Genomic DNA, 17857 nt, shown 5'->3' on the forward strand with positions numbered 1-17857 from the left:
ACGGTGCGAACCGTGGTTGTTGGCGGAGGGAATGTTGGCTTCAATGTGGCAAAGAAATTGGTCGACCTAGGACATGACGTCATCGTAATAGAGCAAGATGAAGAAAGAGCAGCTAAAGTCGATGAAATGCTTGACGTAATGGTCATCACAGGCAACGGCGCCAGACCGCAAATTCTGGCTCAGGCCGGCATACATGAGGGCGGAGACGTTTCTTTGCTGATCGCATGTACCGATAGGGACGAAGTTAATATCTTGTCATGCTGGATCGCTAAAAAAGCCGGGGTTAAGCACACCATATCCAGAGCCAGAAACCTTGAGTTCACCGATAACCGCATTTGGGCCGATGCAATAGGTATAGATGAAATGATCTCTCCCGAAAGATCCGTAGCGGGAGTTATAGAAAACATGCTATCCATGAGCTCGATTATCGTCTCCGACGAGCTGTGGGACGGCATTGCTTCTTTATATGCAATGAGAATCAAAAAAGGAGCACTTATGGCAGGCCGCCCCTTAAAAGAAGTGAGGGAGCTTCGTCCAGACGTTAATTCCTTAATTGTATACGTGGAAAGACAAAGTAAGGAAGGTTTTATACCCCGCGGAAATACAATATTGGCAGAGGGAGATCTATGCTATGTCGTTTCGCTGAAAAAAGATGCCCATTTACTCGAGCGTCTGTTTGGCATCAAGGAAAATTTCAAATTAAAACGCATAATGGTAGCCGGGGGAGGGAAGATAGGTTTTCAAGTTGCCAGGAGATTTGAGAATAATTATAAAGACATCGACGTCCGTTTAATAGATCTTGACCCTCATAAATGTCAGCGGTTGTCGAGTGAATTGACCAAAACCCTTATCCTCCAGGGGAACGTAGCCGATGAAGATGTTTTACTTAGTGAAGGCATAGACGATGTAGATGGTTTTGTTGCGACAACGGCAAATGATGAGCTAAATATACTTGTGGCAATTTTGGCCAAGGAACTTGGCGCAAAAAAATCTATCGCCGTTGTCAGGCACGAAACATATAGAAAACTCGAGAATCGGCTTTCTCTAGATGCTATGGTGAACCCACATGAAGCCCTCGTGGCAGCCATAATGCGCTATGTGACCCTGAACACCAAAGGAGCTATCATGTCCACGGTGAAACAAATCAATGCCGAGATGGTTGATCTGGTGATAGGCGAAGGATCTCCTGTCGCAGGCAAGAAAATTATAGATCTGCATCTATACCCTTATGCTATTATAGTCCTGGTCCAACGAAACGATGAAATTTTTGTTCCCGGCGGAATGACTGTGTTGAAACCGGGGGATAGAATATTGCTCTATATAAATGCACCCAATGAAGACAAAATATTGTCCATGTTTATAAAAGAAAATAAAAAAGGTGCCAAGAGACTATAGCCATGCGCTTCAATATCGTAGCGAAAATTTTGGGACTAATCGTAGGAGTAGTATCGCTTTTTATGTTGTGGCCCCTTGCATGGGCTTACTTAGACAATTCTTCCGAAGTCGGTCCTATATTTTCTTCGATGATAATCGGAATTGCCATAAGCGTAATTTTGCTTTTTGCTGGCAGCAATTCCACCTCGACTGATATGAGGCCAAGGGAAGCGTTGGTGATAGTAGGGTTATCCTGGCTTTCGGTTTCTGCCATAGGGGCCTTACCTTTTTGGCTTTCCGGAGCCCTTCCCAGCTATACCGATGCCTTTTTCGAGGCCGTATCGGGTTTTACAACCACAGGATCTACAGTACTGACTGATATAGAGGCCAACGGCAGAGGAATACTTTTTTGGAGAAGCCTAACCCATTGGTTAGGCGGTATGGGGATCATCGTTTTAGGATTGGCCGTCCTTCCCTTCCTGGGAGTGGGAGGACGTCAACTTTTTCGCGCAGAGGTGCCCGGGCCGGTGCCCGAAAAACTGACGCCCAGAATACATCATACTGCTCTTCTTTTGTGGGGAGTTTACTTATTTTTAAGCGCTCTTGAGGCCTTTCTTTTGTATGTCGGAGGTTTATCTCCCTTTGAAGCTCTTACCCATACATTCGGCACAATGGCAACGGGGGGTTTTTCTCCTTTGAACGGGAGCGTAGGGCAATACAACTCCCTTTACGTCGATTCTGTTGTCACCATATTTATGTTCATGGCGGGTGCTAACTTTGCATTGCATTACAGATTGCTGGCCAGGCGGGATCTAAACGCATGGTGGCGGGATGATGAATTCAGATTTTATCTTATAGTCATTTTAGGAGCCATCGTTACAATATCTCTGATATTGTTTAAAAACAATATTTACGATAGCGTCTCCAAAACGATTCGTTACGTTTCTTTCCAATCCATCAGCATTATGACGACCACGGGCTTTGTAACGGCCGACTACGAACAGTGGCCGGTTTATGCCCAGTCCTTATTGCTCATCCTCATGTTTATAGGAGGATGCGCCGGATCGACTGGTGGAGGTACGAAAGTCGTAAGACTCATGATCCTGCTCAAACATGTCGGTATCGAGCTTAAGACATTGATTCATCCGCGGGCTCACTATTCGATGAGGCTCAATGGCAAAACTGTGGAATGGGGTATTGTCCTATCCATCTTGGCCTTTTTATCGCTGTATGTAATCGTATTCGTTATTTCCTTTCTCCTGTTAGCATTGTTGGGGGTAGATTTGATCACTGCCATAGCCGCTGTGGCTGCTACCCTCGGGAATATCGGACCGGGACTGGGTAACGTGGGACCCATGGATAATTACGCAGATCTGGCTATGCCGGTCAAATGGATACTTTCCTTCTGCATGCTCTTTGGACGTCTGGAGCTTTATCCGATGATGGCGCTCTTTTTGCCTGACACGTGGAAAAGATGACCTATGTATCCTTTCTTACCCTTACACAGATAATGATGTATAATGAATATGCAGTGTACGAAATAAAGAAACCTTTGGAGAAATGAGATGACGGCGACAAGCAGCAGAAAAACCGTAATTTTAGCGGATATGGCGCTTTTGATTACGGCCATGCTTTGGGGGTCCGGCTTTGGAACGACAAACTGGTTACTTGGTTTTATGTCGCCCCTTTGGCTGCTGTCGGTTCGCTTTCTCCTGACTGCAGGTATTCTTTATTTACTCTTTCACTCAAGATTATCCCTTTTAAACAAGCAAGATATCATTTTAGGGTGTCTCTTGGGAGCCTTACTGGCAGGTACCTTTGTGGCTCACATCATCGGACTGCTCTTTACAACTCCCGGGAAACAATCTTTCATAACAGGTAGTTATGTCGTAATGGTGCCCATATTGTACGCACTATTTTACAGAAAAATGCCGTCGCCTGTCGCTACAGTTGGAGCGGTTCTGGCAACTGCCGGACTTCTAGTGATGGGATTTACTCCCGGAATGAGTTTTAACTTAGGCGACGCGCTTTCTCTGCTGCTTGCCCTGGGGTGTGCGCTCCACGTTCTTTTCGTGGGCAACCTGAGCCGAAGAATAGATCCCGCAGCATTGACGCTCCTTCAGATGGCTTCGGCAAGCGTAATCCTGACGGTTTCAGCGTCTTTGATCGAACCCTTTCCCTCCTTTCGAGCGGTTCCGCTCAAAGCCTGGTTGGGCATTTTCTACGTAGTTTTATTCGTCACCGTAATTCCCTTTTTAATGCAGACCATCGCCCAAAGATATAGCCCCGAGGTGCACGCAGCCGTGTTGCTTTCCCTGGAAAGCCCTTCAGGCTACGCATTCGCCGTTCTCATTGGTGAAGAGCTAGCAAACGCACAGGTCGTCTTGGGCGGAATGATCGTATTTGCCGGGGTCGTAATCACCGAACTTGAGGCTTTTATCCTAAAGAGGTTTGTCCGCCCATCTAATGCCAGAATTAATGAAGATGCTCCTGAACAAAACAGCACTCGTATATCTAACTCAAAGAAATAAAGACATTGGACATAGAAAAGATCATGTGCGAGTGTAGGCAAAGAATTGGCGCTATTTCAAGTCGTGCCGGGATATAATAATTCTTAAGGAGAAATTACTTTGGAGAAAATAACTGATAAAAATATAAAAGAACGCCCAAGAGCCAGAGATATTAACATAAATATCGGAGTATTTCCTCCGGGGAATTACAACGCTATTACCGACGTAAAAGGAGTTAAGGTGGGACATTGCACTTTGATTGAAGGCGAAGGAGCCTTAAAACCGGGAAAGGGACCAGTGCGGACGGGAGTAACTGCTATCGTTCCTCACGAGGGCAATATTTTCAAGGAAAAGCTACCGGCTGCAGCTTTCGTCTTTAACGGCTTCGGAAAATCAACGGGATTACACCAGATAAACGAGGTAGGAAATCTGGAGACACCGATACTTCTTACTAATACTTTGAACGTCCCGCTTGTGGCGGATGCGCTCATAGATTGGATGATAACGCAAAACCCAGAGATCGGCATTCAAACCTGCACAGTCAATCCGGTTGTGGGAGAGATAAACGACGGATTTTTAAACGACATCCAAGGACGCCACGTCAAAAAAGTACACGTCCACGAAGCCTTAAAGGAAGCAAGGTCGGGTGCGGTGGAGGAGGGCGTCATCGGTGCCGGAACGGGGAGCTCTTGTATGGGATGGAAGGGTGGAATCGGGACGTCGTCCCGTCTTCTTCCTCCCGAGTTGGGCAGTTATACCATTGGGGCTTTGGCGCTTACAAACTTTGACGGTGCCCTGACAATCGACGGAGCTCCTGTCGGAAGAGAGTTGGGCCATCTTCCTTACTCTGAAAATACAAATCAGCGAATTTGCGGTCCTCTCTTTGAAAAAGAGCTTGGCGGATCCGTCATGGTCGTCATAGCCACGGATGCGCCCCTATTTCACAGAGGGCTGATGCGCGTTGCAAAACGGGCAGTTTTAGGACTTGCCCGGATGGGATTTTACGGAAGCAACGGGTCCGGAGACTTCTTTATAGCCTTTTCAACAGCCCATACCGTTCCCCACGAGACCGACAAACTGACCCTACGAGGCACTACGGTAACCAATGAGGCCCTTTCGCCGCTGTTTCTGGCAACGGTCGAAGCTGTCGAAGAAGCGGCGGTGAACTCCATTTTAAAGGCCACAACCGTGGTGGGACGAGACGGCAATTTCAGAGAAGGCATAGATATAAACAAAGTAATAAAAACTATAAAAAAACATAGATGTTAACTTATATGCGATTCTAAAAGCGGTTGAACGATACCTCCTTCGCACAATCCAAGACATGCATCTACAACATCCAGGTTTCTTTTGAGCTCATCCATGACGGTCTCGATAGCCGCTGCCTTACGATAGGGTCTAAAAAACAGGTCGGGTATCACTATAATCGCCCGACCTGTCGTGCATACTAAAACCCCAGCGTCTCGCCCACTAAAATTACATGACATTCCCGCCCGGAAGGAGCCCTTTCCAGCACCAGCATGGCACGGCAAACCCGCTCGGGCGAATCGCAGTCCACACAATAGCCAAGGGAGGCACAGGGCGTTTTGATATTAAGTCGCATTGCGTTAGGCGGAGTAGCGAAGTTTTTAACGCGTGCTATAGCCGCATCTACATCACCGGGGCAAACTTTATTCATTCCGATGACATATATTATCTTCCCCATGGCCCATGCCATTCCGGCAACCCTGTTGCCGTTTCCGTCGATGTTAACGATAGTCCCGTCAATGGTGATAGCATTAGCGCTCGTCAAAAATACGTCGCACAAAAGCTCATCGCGAAGCCTATTTAATCTCTCCCTTCCCGCAAGGCTCGGATCCCAGTGGTGGACAACCTGGTTGCCTCTTTTTTCCAACTCTTCAAGCAAGCCCAATTCTCTTATCGTCACGCTTCCCGGAATGCCCACGCTGGTACCTTCGGGTATCAATTCCAGCACCGAATCCTTGGCTTCATCGGCCGTTGCCACATATAGGGCCTTATAGCCTTTTTTCTCTAAGTTTTTCACCATAGCGTTACCCAAAAGATCATAATGATTTTTTCTGAACCTTTCCCAATCAGCCATGCAATATCCCTCCTCCATATTTTGTGAATAAAATTACTTCAGCTTGACTCCTACCGTTAAAATGATAACATTAATTGGCGAATCATTTCTTGACGAAAGGGAGGATATTGATGTGTAAAGTTGTCACTTCCGAGGGAGATTTTGAACATGAGCATCATCATTCCCATGTGGACGATCCTTTAGAGATAGCGGAATTACTCAGAGAAACCCTGGCGGACGAACTCGATTCCATGAGCGGACTTGCCGGTACTTGGCATATGATCGAAGACGAGGTTATTAAAAACAAGCTGATGGAAGCTCTGCGATCAAAACAAAAAACGATCTCCCTCCTTTATGAGGCTCTGCAGGAAAGCGAGAAGAAGGTCTGGGGTTAACCGGTTTAGCCGTATCGCTTATCATCGCAAATGCCAGACTCCATCAATACATGACGATTTACAAGGAGGCTGGCATTTGCAGCAGTATAACGTGGGCTTCTGAACGAGATCGTCTTAAGTTTTATCGATATGTATCTTGCCCCTGACGTAAGAAAAGTAAATACCTGTCAAACAGGTAATAGCCGAGATAAAAAACGCCAGATTAACGCTTCCCAAGAATAGATCGAGGTTTGCAGCTATTTGTGCTTTTCCGAGCTTTACGGAAAATATTGCCGTGGCCAAGGCGAGGCTCATCGTTTGACCGAGCAGTCGCATGGTGGCCAAAGTGCTTGAGGCAGCTCCGTAATATTCGTTTGTGACGGAACTCATTATGGCGTTAACATTAGGTGACGAAAAAAGGGCAAAACCAAAACCCAAAAAACAGAGGGCAAAAATCAAATGAAAAAAGGATGTGGCAAGGCTTAATCGCGACAAGAAAAAGAGGCCCAACGCCGTAAGGGCCATGCCCACAGAAGCGATGTACCTCGGCTCGACGTTATCCGACATGCGTCCTGCGAAGGGAGAAAAACCGGCTTGGATGGCCGGCTGTATCACCAAAACGGACCCTGCCAGCTGTGGAGATATACCCTTGACATATTGCAAATAGAGGCTCAACAGAAAGGCAACCGATGCCGTTGCCGCGTAATTTATTAAGGCAGCCAAATTAGAAAAGGCAAAACTCCTATTCCCGAGAAATAGCTTTATATTGAATACAGGATTAGAGACAATCCATTGATGCCTTAGAAATAGAAGGGCGATTACAATGCCGGCCGAAATGAAATAAAGGCTTTTAACTTGAGGTACGAGAAAAATGCCATACATAAATGATAACAAAAAGATGACATATAAAGCGCTGCCCAATATATCGAAGGGTTCATCTTTGGCAACCCTCCATTCTCTTTTAATATAACGAAGTATCATATAAAAAACAAATAAGCTGAAAACACCCGTTGAAACGAAGATACTTTTCCACCCGAAGTTTTGGACTAAAATCCCGCCGCAGAAGGGCCCCATCGATAATCCCAAATACGTCGCTGCCGTATTGATGCCCATAGCCCTTCCTCTCTCTCCTGGCGGAAAAATGGAAGCAAGTATGGCAACCGACGTCGTAACAATCATTGCACCGCCTATTCCCTGCAGCAGACGACAGAAAATAAGGAAAGTCAAATTCATAGAAAACAATGCAAGAAAGTTGAAGATTGCCAAAAGCGCAGCGCCCAACAAAAAGATCTTCCTTCTTCCGATTATGTCGGCAGCCCTTCCCACGGGGACTAAGGCAGCTGCCGTTGCAAGCATGTAAGAGGTTGCGACCCAACCCAGATCTGCAGCGTCAGCTTTGAAATAAAGACCTATGACCGGCAAAGCTATGTTTACCGTCGATATCATAAAAGGCCCCAGGAAAGAGGCCGCTGCCGAGACAAAAAGCACTCTTCTTTTAAATGACTTATCCGTCAAGGCAAATACTCCTCACAGCAGAAATTAAAACAAAGGACTGAACAGCTTGGTAATTCCGTAAACCACGCGTTCCAGAGCCGGCCTTTTTTCCCATTCGTTGGGGTGTAATAGTTTGGATCGGGCCATATAGGCCTCCTGCGCCCCGAGAATGCAATTTATCTCCTCTTGGCTATAAAAAATCAAATCTACCTCGAAATCCAAAGCGAATGAACGAATGTCGAAGTTGCTTGTCCCAAGAAAGGCCAAGTCATCGTCTACAGTAACGGTCTTGGCATGTAATATATCTCCTTTATATTGGTAAATTTTGACTCCCATTTCAAGGAGGGGAGAGAAGTAGGCTCTGGCGACGCTGCCTACTATGAGCTTATCGGCCCTCTCGGGCACAATTAACCTCACTTCTACACCCATGATGCGTGCCGTTTCTATGGCGCGCATGGTTTCGCTGTCGGGTATAAAATAGGGAGTTGTTATAGTGACCCGTCTTTCCGCGTTCAGTAAAGCTAAAACCAGCAACCTTTGATAATTTTGCAGCTGCATCGACGGACCGCTAGGCACAGTCTGAACGATAGCATTTCCCTCTTTATTCAGCCTGGGAAGAAAATACAACATTTTATCCAGAGGCACATCTTCATGAGTTTCAACGTACCAGTCTTCATAACATACTGCTAAAAGCTGAATCACCACTGGTCCGGTCAGCCTCACAGAAAGGTCGTGCCACTCACGTCCCCCGGCTTTTCTATTGTAGGAGGGCTCGATGATGTTGTGAGAACCGGTATAAGCAACTTTTCCGTCGATTATTGCAATTTTCCTGTGATTTCTTATGTCATATCTTGCAGTAAAGGAAGTCCTTCTTAGAAACCTTAAGGGTAAAGCCTCGGCAATTTTGACGCCGCTGCTTCGCAGTAAATACGTGTGTTGTCGTAAAAATTCCTTCGCTCCGACAGAATCAACGAGGATACGACATTCAACCCCTCGTCTGGCTGCACTTTCCAACGAATTAAAGAGTTTTTTCGTCATCTTGTCGTATGAAAATATGTAATAAAGGAGATATACGTATCTTTCGGCCTCATCTATATCCTGACACAACCTGTCCAAATATTCCTCTAAATCGGCCAACAATTCCATCTTATTGCCGGCTACCGGACTCATATCGACCATTTTATAGGCCATATAGCTGATTCTCTTTTGTTGATCCCTTAAGACCGGATCGTTAACTTCCTGTAGTACTTTAACCCTGATATCGTGAAGTGCATTGCCTAATTCCGACAGCAATGTTTGGCGCCGCCGTAACCTTTCCCTGGGCAGTCCCGTCGAACCAAAAAGAGAATAGAGAATGAAACCTCCCCAGGGCCATATGTTAATGGCCAACAACCATGCCACGGCTGTAGGAGGTTCGTGTTTAAGGGGGACATAACAAAGCATTCCTATGCGGATGCAAAATGAGGTCAAATTGTACAACCAAAGAAGCAAGGTAGAAAGGTCTTGCATATCCCTTACCTCGATAATATTTTCATGCTAAAGGGCAAAATCGCACACAAGGGGCAAGTGATCAGAAAACGTTACCCGTGGAATTAAAAGGTCAGTTACCTTTATCTTGGGGCTATGGAGAACGAAATCGAGCAACATTCGAGGCGATGAGCTGGGATAGGTCGGCATGGAGTCGGCATTGGCGTTTTTAAGCCCTACCTTCCTTATCAAAGGCTCCAGCTCCTCTTCGCCACCAAAGGTATTGCAATCTCCGGCAAGGATAACGGGCTTGTCTGCCGAAAGACACTTCCTGCTCAATTCCTCCAACTGTTTTGCTCTTGCCTTGCGCCCGAGAGACAAATGGACCAAATAGAGAACAAAGTCATCGTATTCCACTTCCAACATGGCTCTCTTTACCCCAAAGCTGAAATATTTAATATTTGATTTTACCGGCGGTAATTTGGAGACAACCGCATTGCCCTGCAATTTCAACACCGGGGCTTTGGTTATAAAGGATTTGGGATGATATTTGCATCCGAATATCGGCGTCCCACCAATCTTCGATGCCATCTCCACGGGCTGGCTTTTGCCGTTTTGCCTGTACGTACCTCCATCGGATTCTACCAAGCCAACTATATCAGGGTTGAGTTTTATCAAAAAGTCCGATATATCTGCAAAATTCTTTTCAGTTTTCCTGAAACTTCCCCAAAACGGAAAGGGAACATGGTAATCCCAACCTGTCCCCGTAGCATAGCGTATGTTATAAAGTACAAAACGCAATCTTCTTTTCCTCCTCGTCCGCTTTTTAAACCGTAAGGACAAATAATAAAGGATTTTATTTAAAGTAGACGTTTTCCTCACTTGGTATATTAACCATAGAAACCGCCAAATGCAAGTGGAAGAAGCGTAGCGCTCATAAAAAGAATGACAACCGGTCCCGCCATTCATCCGTAAATCGATCTTCCGAAGATTTCCATATTGCTTTGTGCAGGTCAAACAGCAGTTCGGGAGAGCTCAAAACTGCCATGGTATCTTTGTTATTCAAATTTTCCGTTTCTCCCGAAAGGGTCTTTTCCGTTAAGTCTGACGGGGCTTTGAAGTTTTTTCTTAAAAGTCCTCTATGTAGGGCATTTACCCAGGGGTCGAACAAAGCTGTTTTAAATCCCCATTCCAACCAGACAGGGGGGTCAGATATGACTTCGTTCAAGGTCATCATTTCGGGCGAGGGATCCACCTCTTGAGGCGTCAGGAAAATTCCAGCTTTCCTGAAACGCTCCCCGACCGAAGGCCTGCTGGTCCAAACGGAAAGAAAGACCGATAGAACAAAGGAAATCAATATGGGCAAAAGCCAGACGCAAAAGGAGGGATTCACCATACCAACTATAGCTCCCCACAAAAGACCTATCACCATGTTGCTCCAGTGAAATTTAAGGGCATCTTTCCAGGAAATCCCAATGTCGGACCTTTCCTGAGGTCCCCAACCAACTTTTTGCCCAAGCAGGGTAAAAAACAGAAATTTGCTATGAAAAAGCATTTTAATAGGGGCAAAGAGAACGGAAAAAAGCGTCTCCAAAAGAACGCTCAAAGTCAACCTTATCTTGCCTCCAAAAAGTTCCGGTCTTCCTTTGGCCATCACGAGCAGAAGGCCAAAAAGCTTTGGAAGAAAAAGCAACACGATAGTCACTATGAAAAGAAAGAGCGCCCAGCCAGGGTACCATACGGGCCACTCGGGAAACAGCGCGTACTCGCTGGGAAAATATACGGGCTCGACCCAAACGTCGAGCAGTGCCTGCAAAGAGCTCATGAATATAAAACAAAACCAGAGCAATCCAGAGCCATATATCATAACTCCGTTCAAAAAAAGAAAACGATGTGCCGGTATTATGCCCTTGAGCAAAAAGAGCCTCAAATGTTGCAGATTGCCCTGACACCAACGCCTATCCCTGGACAATTCTTCAAGCAGCGTTGGAGGAGTTTCTTCGTAACTTCCCTCCAAATCGTAGGAAAGCCACACTTCGTATCCTGCCCTTCGCATGAGGGCTGCCTCTACGAAATCGTGGCTCAATATCTCTCCTCCCAGGGGCGGATCGCCCGGAAGCCTCGGCAAGGCACAATTTTCCATGAAGGGCTTAACTCTAATGATGGCGTTATGTCCCCAGTATTGAGCATCTCCAAGCTGCCAGAAGCTTAAACCTGCGGCGAAGATCGGACCGTAGACATAGCTTGCAAACTGTTGTATGCGTCCATAAAGCGAGCGTCTTCCCACAGCTTTGGGGGCGCTTTGCAAAATGCCCAGCCTCGGGTTGGCCTCCATAATTGAAGTCATCTCCGTCAGTATATTTCCGCTCATAACGCTGTCGGCGTCGAAAACCACCATATATTTATAGTTTTTCCCCCAACGCCTGCAGAAATCCGCTATATTTCCGCTCTTTTTTTTGACGTTTCTCGTCCTTCTTCGATAAAAAAGTTTGCCCTCAGCGTTTAACCGTTCGCGCCACTCGGCCCAAGCCATCTCCTCGCTTACCCACGCGTTGGGGTCATTGCTATCGCTTAATATGTAAAAATCATAATGTTTCAACATGCCAGTTTTCTCGAGAGACCTGTAGGTGGCCTCTATTCCAGCGAAGACCCTTCCGGTATCTTCGTTGTAAATGGGAAAAACCAGCGCTACTTTAGTATGTTCGTCGATCTTCCTTCTCGAAGCGCTTGGAGCATAGCGATCTACTCCCCTTAAAATCGATACCAACCCGGCGAGAGCTGTCCAAAATCCGACGGAAATCCAGGCAAAAAGAATCGCGAAGGTTATCAACATTAAGTAACCCAAAATTTCTCGGTCTTTGAACTGAATGACTAAACTCATAAAATGGGTTGAAAGCGCCGTAGAACCGACTACCAAGGCCGCAAGAAGAGTTCTTCTTCGATTAGCAGTCCCTTCCCAGCTAGCCCCATTCTTAGAAGTCTCGAAGAGATTGCCGAACTTGACCATAAAATCCCTCGGGACCATGGACGATCTGTTTACGGGGGGAGCAGAGGCGATGCCGCCGTATCCTTTGTTCAGCAAAAGAGGTAAGATCTTTTCCTTGAGTTTCGGCCAACGGGGACTGTCGATCGAGGATGGCTCTTCTTCTAAGTCTCCTTTCAGCTTTGCGATAAGGTCGTCGAACATTCTAAACGTCGTATTGCCCTTGGAAGAGATCTGATGTAAAAACTCAATAGCGATCTCAAGGGAGCGAGTAGTGGTAACTCCCAAAATCCAAATATAGTTGAGCACTCGTTTCGTAAATGTCAAAGCTAAAGCTGCCATAGATAACTCCACTTTTCGGTTAACAGGTCAGGCAAATTATCGCCCTTTTTTAAAAAGGCCTGAATTTCTATTTTAGGACGTTTATCTGGCTGCAGCTGCTCTATGGCGCCTACCGTTTTGGCCTTTACCTGAATTGCGAGCCTCCATCCACCGGTGACTTCGTTTTTTGTCAAAACCTTTTCTACAAGTTCTCCGCCATCGGAGACCTTGACAACCGCTGTCAACCCTGTGTCGGCAGGAATTTCCTCGACGGCCTTGCCGATAAAATCGACCACGAATAATCGAGTATTGTCGCCGTTTCCCTTTCCCGTTCTAGTGGCAACAACGTAACCGAGTCCGTGAGGAGAACCGAGGGGCAAATGCCAGCTCATTCGATAGGAAATATCTATAGGCTCACCCAGGGGAGGAAGCTCCTCGGGCACCCAAAAGGCGACTATATTGTCCGTCGTTTCCCAGTTAGTGGGAATCTCGATCAATTCAACACGTCCCTTTCCCCAACTTCCCCTTGGGGCAATCCAAAGGCTTGGCCGTAGGTCATATCGTGCTTCCAGATCTTGATAATGGTCGAAGTCAATATCGCGCTGCAACAGCCCAAATCCGGCTACATTGTTAGCAGGAAAACTCGTCACGTCCAAGCGAGGTAAATTGCGAAGAGGTCTCCACTCCCAATCTCCGTTTTCATAGGCTATAAGCAATCCGTCCGAATCGTGGACCTCAGGCCTATAGTCATCGGGCAGGGAAATGCTGTTTTCGCCGTAATAGAACATGCTGGTCATGGGAGCAATGCCAAGCTTTTCAACGTCCTTTCTCCTGAATATTGAAGCCTTTACGTCTACCGCCGTCTTTTCGCCAGGTTGAATGTAAAACTTGTATGCTCCTGTGAGGCTTGGGCTGTCCAATAAGGCAAAAACTGTTATGTTTTTCGATTTCTTGGGTGGCTTGACGATCCAAAACTCTTTAAAAAGGGGAAATTCTTCACCCTTGGGCAATGCTGTATCTACCGCAAGCGCCCTTGCTGAAAGGCCATAACGTTGCCCCTTTCCGAGAGCTCTAAAATAGCTTGCCCCTAAAAAGGATATGAGCTCATCGTAATAATCATCTCTATTGAGAGGGTAGTGAATTCTGAATCCCGCAAAGCCTAAGTTATTTAGGTTTTCCGGGGATAATGCATTTTTCCCGTAATCAAAGAGGCTTACGTCGAAGGGAAATTCCTCAATCCCTTCGGAAGTTACCAAGTTGATCTTGACAGGAGTTTTATAAAGAAATCCCAAATGATAAAACCTCAGTTCAAACAGGGAATCGCTGTCCCTCCAAAGGGATTGTTCGGGTTTGAATCGAATATCGCGCCACTGATCGTAAGTCAGGTTTGCGATGGGGTTGGGCAAATTTAACGTTGGCTCTTCATAGGCAGATAGCGATAGGTCCTGTGCCTTCTTCCACACATCTTCTTCTAGACGTTTTATCTGATGATCTATGGATCTCGCATTTCCGTAAGCAACATGTATTTTCAAAGAAAGAAAACAGCTCAATATAAAAAACGCAGCTACCAGCATTAAAATTTTGCTCCTCACCAAAATACACTCCCTTCAAACCTCAAGCCAAAAAAATAACAGTTGCTATGCCCCATTTGGCCGCAAGCATTTATAGCATATATACGTTAAATCTAAAAGCATCCGACAAACGACGTAATCAACCCTTGGACAATCGCTCGACACTCCTATATTGTAAGTACAATCAAATGGAAGGAGAGAGGTAAATATGATCGAACTTTTGAAAAAAAGAAGGAGCATCAGGCGATTCAAAAACATACCCGTAGAAAGAGAAAAGCTGGAAATGCTAAAGGAGGCTGCCCTTCTGTCGCCTACCTCGAAAAATTTACACTCCTGGGAATTCATCTTCGTGGACGACAAGGATATGATTGGCAGATTAGCCGACGCAAGGGGGCAAAGCTCCGCATTTTTAAAGGAAGCACCCTTATGTCTTGTAGTGCTCGGGAACGAAAAGGCAAACGATACCTGGATAGAGGATGCATCCATAGCTGCTATTATAGTGCAGTTAACTGCCTTGTCCCTTGGATTGGGGTCTTGTTGGATACAGATAAGAAACCGCATGCATTCGCAGGAAGTGAGCGCAGAAGATTACGTCCGCGCCTTATTGAACATTCCGAGAGAATACAGAGTGGTTTGTCTTATCGCGATAGGCTATCCCGCCGAAGAAAAAGCTCCTCATGACTCGAGTGAACTCAGGTGGGACAAGATTCATTTAAATAAATGGTAAAAAATAGGGCGAGGTTTCAAATTGCGACACGACGGACCTCGCCCCATTTTCGTCCCCCTAGCCTATGGTAACTTCCAGAAATCTAAGAAAGTTTTCGCCCATTACTCCTGCAATTTCCTTTTCGTCAATCCCCCTTGCGATGAGTTCGGCAGTCAGCTCAAAGCAGCGACTGTGGCCTTTAATGCAATCATAGCCCTTGCTCTCCGACCCTGACAGCTGATGGATCTCGTCACAGAAATCAAAGCCATAACAAATATTCTCGTAGGATCTGACAAGTTCGTATATATGACATACATGATCCGCCAGATCCTTGGCATTGATGTTTTCGTCGTCATCTTTGACAAATTTGCTATAGGCGTTCATGCCAATGACGCCGCCCCGTTTTGCAATTTCAAGAATTTGTTCATCCCTGAGGTTGCGCATGGATGGGACAAGTTTTCTGCAGTTTGAGTGTGAGGCCAGCAGAGGTTTATTGCTAAATTTTAAGACATCATCTAAACCTTCGTCGTTCAAGTGGCTTATGTCTACGTACATTCCAAGCCTTTCGGCCTCCCGAAGCAGTTGCACTCCGAAGTTCGTCAGCCCTCCTTTTCGGCCCTCTTCTTTTGCCTCAAAGTGACAGCCGTCTGCTGCGTAATTTCTCCTGCTCCAAACGATCCCTAAACCCCTAACCCCCAGTTCGTAAAATATCCTGAGCAGGTTTATATCGTTGCCCAGCGGTTCTGCCCCCTCGAAGGAAAGCAACAAGGCCACTATTCCTGAAGATCTAGCCCGCTTTATTTCATCTGTATTTCGACAAAGCGCAAAAAGCCCAGGGCTTTCTTCCATCTCCTGATGTAACGCGCTTATATAATCCAAGGCTTGCCTCAAAGCCATTTCCGGCAGATATTCGTCGGAAATGAAAAGCGATGAGACCACTAAATCGACACCTCCCTCTTTAAAAGAGGGAATGTAATGATTTTCTATAACCTTTCTTTCGCCTCTCTGGCGCCTTTCCCATACCAGTGGGAGCAAGTCGTAATGGACATCGGCAACGAAGTATTTTTTATGAAGCTCCTTTGCCTCTGCGAGAAAATCGCGATCCATCGTAAATATTCCTCCTTCAGATCATCGTGTACTTATTTTAATTTCAAGTCGAAACATATTTGCTTCAAGCATCGTGATGATTATATAATACAAAAACAGTCCTTTAAATAGCGGTGATCTTGAAGTGGATCTTAAAGCGAAAGAAGATGCTCTTAGCGATGTAACCGCCGTAATTCTTGCAGGCGGCAAAGGCTCAAGGGTAGGTCATAATAAGGCGTTTATCAAATTGGGCCACACCTACCTGCTGGAGTTGGTATTGCAAAACATGAGCAAAATTTTTGACGATATAATTGTCGTGACCTCACGCTGCGATCACGACCGAATTCTATCAATTCATTCATCCATGCCGTCATGCTATCACATTAACGTAATATGTGATTCGGATGCAGGTCAAGGGCCTCTACTGGGGCTTTTAGAGGCGTTGAGGGTCTCGAAAAAGGAGTGGCTTTTTCTGGCAGGATGCGACATGCCTTTCATCAATAGATCACTGGTTAAACATATTTTCGGCCTTAAAAATGGGAATTCGCAAGCAGTGGTGCCGCGATTTAAGGGTTTTTTAGAGCCTTTGCACGCCTTTTATCACCGTTCTTGTTTAAAAGAAGCCGAAATCATATACGGCCATGGCAAAAGAAAGATAAAGGACTTTTATCCTTTCGTAAATTTATCCATCTCGGAAGAAAGCGATATGAATGCAGTAAAAAATTACCATAGGTCCTTTTTTAACATAAACGACCTTTACGACCTGACAAGAGCAGAAAAAATGCTTCTTCCCCATCCTCACGGAGAATTTGAAGAGATCTTCATTAATGAGTCGGATCTTCGTAATTTAAGACTTCCAGAAACGCCTCTGAGCTAGCCCATTGTATTCGGACAAAGCAAGATCGTCCGTAGGAGAGGCTGCATCCCAACAGTAAATGAGAAAATCGAGCTCATCGGCTGCAGAGACTATCAGGGCCTCAGGCGAGCTGGGCAACACGGGAGAGCCGTATTCCTTCTTTCCGTGATGGCTTATTATGATGTGGCCAATTGCCAAAGCTGTCTCTTCGTCCAAGGCGTATTTTTTGGCATGCTCCATAAAGATGGAGTAACCCAAAGGAATGTGATCTATTACGGCTCCCTGCAGTGTAATTTGAGGGATCAAATCTATGGAGTAAGCCTCCAGTTTACCGATGTCGTGGAGCAAGGCACCGGCAGTTAAAACGTCCATATCTATCTTTAGTCCCTTCTTCAAATAGGAGACACCTATCGATCTGGCGCTTTTAGTTACGTCAAGCGTATGTTCAAGGAGACCGTGGACGTAAGCGTGGTGGTTTTTCACCGCAGCGGGAGCTATTTTGAACTGTTCCCATAAGCTGCCGCTGAAAAGTTGAAGCAAAAAGGTTTGTATGGGGTCACCGCATTCACCGACTATCTCCCAAAAATCTGTCTCCATTTGTTCGACGGGAACGGGCGATTTTTCGACGAAGGATTCCGGAGGATATTTGTCGGAGTCCAGAAGATATACTTGATTTACATGATACTGAAGCTTCTGCTTGAACTTCGAAACAACCCCAAATATTCCCACAGGTTGCTTTGAGATGTAGTCCATTTCGGCCAATTCATCTAAAGTTAAAAACTTCTTCTCGCCGCATCGGGCATCCCACCACTTGCTGTCAGACCACGCCTTGGCATTTAAAGTTCCGCTAGTGTCCATGATCGTCAGGTCCCAGTAAGGCTTGTCGTTTTTGTCTTTTTTGAGTTTGGCCGTAGCCAGCAAGCCGACAGCTTTAAACTTATCTCCCGATTTCTTGTTTTCTTTTATGTCAGCAATGAGCAAGCAGCTTTCATCAGACATCTATATCACCCTATCTTGTTTATCGGTTTCATCATG

Annotated in this window: 16 protein-coding genes; 7 read left to right on the plus strand and 9 right to left on the minus strand. The window is 45.9% G+C overall.

Annotated elements, in window-relative coordinates; all coding sequences use genetic code 11:
• Positions 1-3 precede the first annotated feature (3 nt).
• The 4 genes from trkA to BLU12_RS03125 all read left to right on the plus strand — a co-directional run bounded on the left by trkA (position 4) and on the right by BLU12_RS03125 (position 5153).
• Positions 4-1395 (plus strand): Trk system potassium transporter TrkA, encoded by a 1392-nt coding sequence (gene trkA / locus BLU12_RS03110; RefSeq protein WP_234945406.1) that lies wholly within the window; start codon positions 4-6, stop codon positions 1393-1395.
• A gap of 2 nt (positions 1396-1397) precedes the next feature.
• Positions 1398-2852, plus strand: coding sequence for a TrkH family potassium uptake protein (locus BLU12_RS03115; protein ID WP_091460532.1), 1455 nt, complete (start codon positions 1398-1400; stop codon positions 2850-2852).
• An 87-nt stretch (positions 2853-2939) separates the two neighbouring features.
• Positions 2940-3905, plus strand: a complete 966-nt coding sequence (locus tag BLU12_RS03120; RefSeq protein ID WP_091460534.1) for a DMT family transporter — start codon at positions 2940-2942, stop codon at positions 3903-3905.
• A gap of 99 nt (positions 3906-4004) precedes the next feature.
• Positions 4005-5153 (plus strand): DmpA family aminopeptidase, encoded by a 1149-nt coding sequence (locus tag BLU12_RS03125; protein WP_091460535.1) that lies wholly within the window; start codon positions 4005-4007, stop codon positions 5151-5153.
• Here BLU12_RS03125 and BLU12_RS09930 read toward each other — a convergent pair.
• Positions 5150-5305: a hypothetical protein gene (locus BLU12_RS09930; protein WP_159428497.1), complete on the minus strand. Its 156-nt coding sequence runs from the start codon at positions 5303-5305 to the stop codon at positions 5150-5152. The two genes, BLU12_RS03125 and BLU12_RS09930, sit on opposite strands and share 4 nt — an antisense overlap.
• Before the next feature lie 26 nt (positions 5306-5331).
• A complete protein-coding gene (locus tag BLU12_RS03130) occupies positions 5332-5985 on the minus strand; it encodes a lactate utilization protein (protein WP_091460537.1) in 654 nt (217 codons plus the stop codon).
• A 110-nt stretch (positions 5986-6095) separates the two neighbouring features.
• On the opposite strand from BLU12_RS03130, the gene BLU12_RS03135 reads away from it, so the two are divergent.
• On the plus strand, positions 6096-6359 hold the full coding sequence (locus BLU12_RS03135) for a hypothetical protein (RefSeq protein ID WP_200778698.1): 264 nt from the start codon (positions 6096-6098) through the stop codon (positions 6357-6359).
• Between the two features lie 114 nt (positions 6360-6473).
• Here BLU12_RS03135 and BLU12_RS03140 read toward each other — a convergent pair whose 3' ends face one another.
• The 5 genes from BLU12_RS03140 to BLU12_RS03160 form a co-directional block, all read right to left on the minus strand.
• The gene (locus BLU12_RS03140; RefSeq protein ID WP_091460540.1) at positions 6474-7853 is read right to left on the minus strand and encodes an MFS transporter; all 1380 of its coding nucleotides are present in this window, start codon (positions 7851-7853) and stop codon (positions 6474-6476) included.
• Between the two features lie 24 nt (positions 7854-7877).
• Complete coding sequence (cls, locus tag BLU12_RS03145; protein WP_234945407.1) at positions 7878-9341, minus strand: cardiolipin synthase; 1464 nt, start codon at positions 9339-9341, stop codon at positions 7878-7880.
• 27 nt (positions 9342-9368) lie between these two features.
• On the minus strand, positions 9369-10100 hold the full coding sequence (locus BLU12_RS03150) for an endonuclease/exonuclease/phosphatase family protein (RefSeq protein ID WP_091460542.1): 732 nt from the start codon (positions 10098-10100) through the stop codon (positions 9369-9371).
• Positions 10101-10233: 133 nt separating this feature from the next.
• Positions 10234-12624, minus strand: a complete 2391-nt coding sequence (mdoH, locus tag BLU12_RS03155) for a glucans biosynthesis glucosyltransferase MdoH (protein WP_091460544.1) — start codon at positions 12622-12624, stop codon at positions 10234-10236.
• Positions 12612-14195, minus strand: a complete 1584-nt coding sequence (locus BLU12_RS03160) for a glucan biosynthesis protein (protein ID WP_234945408.1) — start codon at positions 14193-14195, stop codon at positions 12612-12614. Before BLU12_RS03160 ends, mdoH begins: the two co-directional genes overlap by 13 nt.
• 187 nt (positions 14196-14382) lie before the next feature.
• Between BLU12_RS03160 and BLU12_RS03165 the strand changes: the two genes are divergently transcribed.
• On the plus strand, positions 14383-14901 hold the full coding sequence (locus tag BLU12_RS03165; protein WP_091460546.1) for a nitroreductase family protein: 519 nt from the start codon (positions 14383-14385) through the stop codon (positions 14899-14901).
• A gap of 57 nt (positions 14902-14958) precedes the next feature.
• Here the strand turns inward: BLU12_RS03165 and BLU12_RS03170 are convergent, their stop codons facing one another.
• Positions 14959-15987 (minus strand): dipeptidase, encoded by a 1029-nt coding sequence (locus BLU12_RS03170; protein WP_091460547.1) that lies wholly within the window; start codon positions 15985-15987, stop codon positions 14959-14961.
• A gap of 124 nt (positions 15988-16111) precedes the next feature.
• On the opposite strand from BLU12_RS03170, the gene mobA reads away from it, so the two are divergent.
• Positions 16112-16843 carry a molybdenum cofactor guanylyltransferase gene (mobA, locus tag BLU12_RS03175; protein WP_091460549.1) on the plus strand — a complete coding sequence of 244 codons (732 nt, stop codon included), beginning with the start codon at positions 16112-16114 and terminating at the stop codon, positions 16841-16843.
• Here mobA and BLU12_RS03180 read toward each other — a convergent pair.
• Positions 16814-17821 (minus strand): 3'-5' exoribonuclease YhaM family protein, encoded by a 1008-nt coding sequence (locus tag BLU12_RS03180; protein WP_091460550.1) that lies wholly within the window; start codon positions 17819-17821, stop codon positions 16814-16816. The two genes, mobA and BLU12_RS03180, sit on opposite strands and share 30 nt — an antisense overlap.
• Positions 17822-17857 lie beyond the last annotated feature (36 nt).

It is taken from the genome of Acetomicrobium thermoterrenum DSM 13490 (assembly GCF_900107215.1).
In the GTDB taxonomy this organism is placed as follows: Bacteria; Synergistota; Synergistia; order Synergistales; family Acetomicrobiaceae; genus Acetomicrobium; species Acetomicrobium thermoterrenum.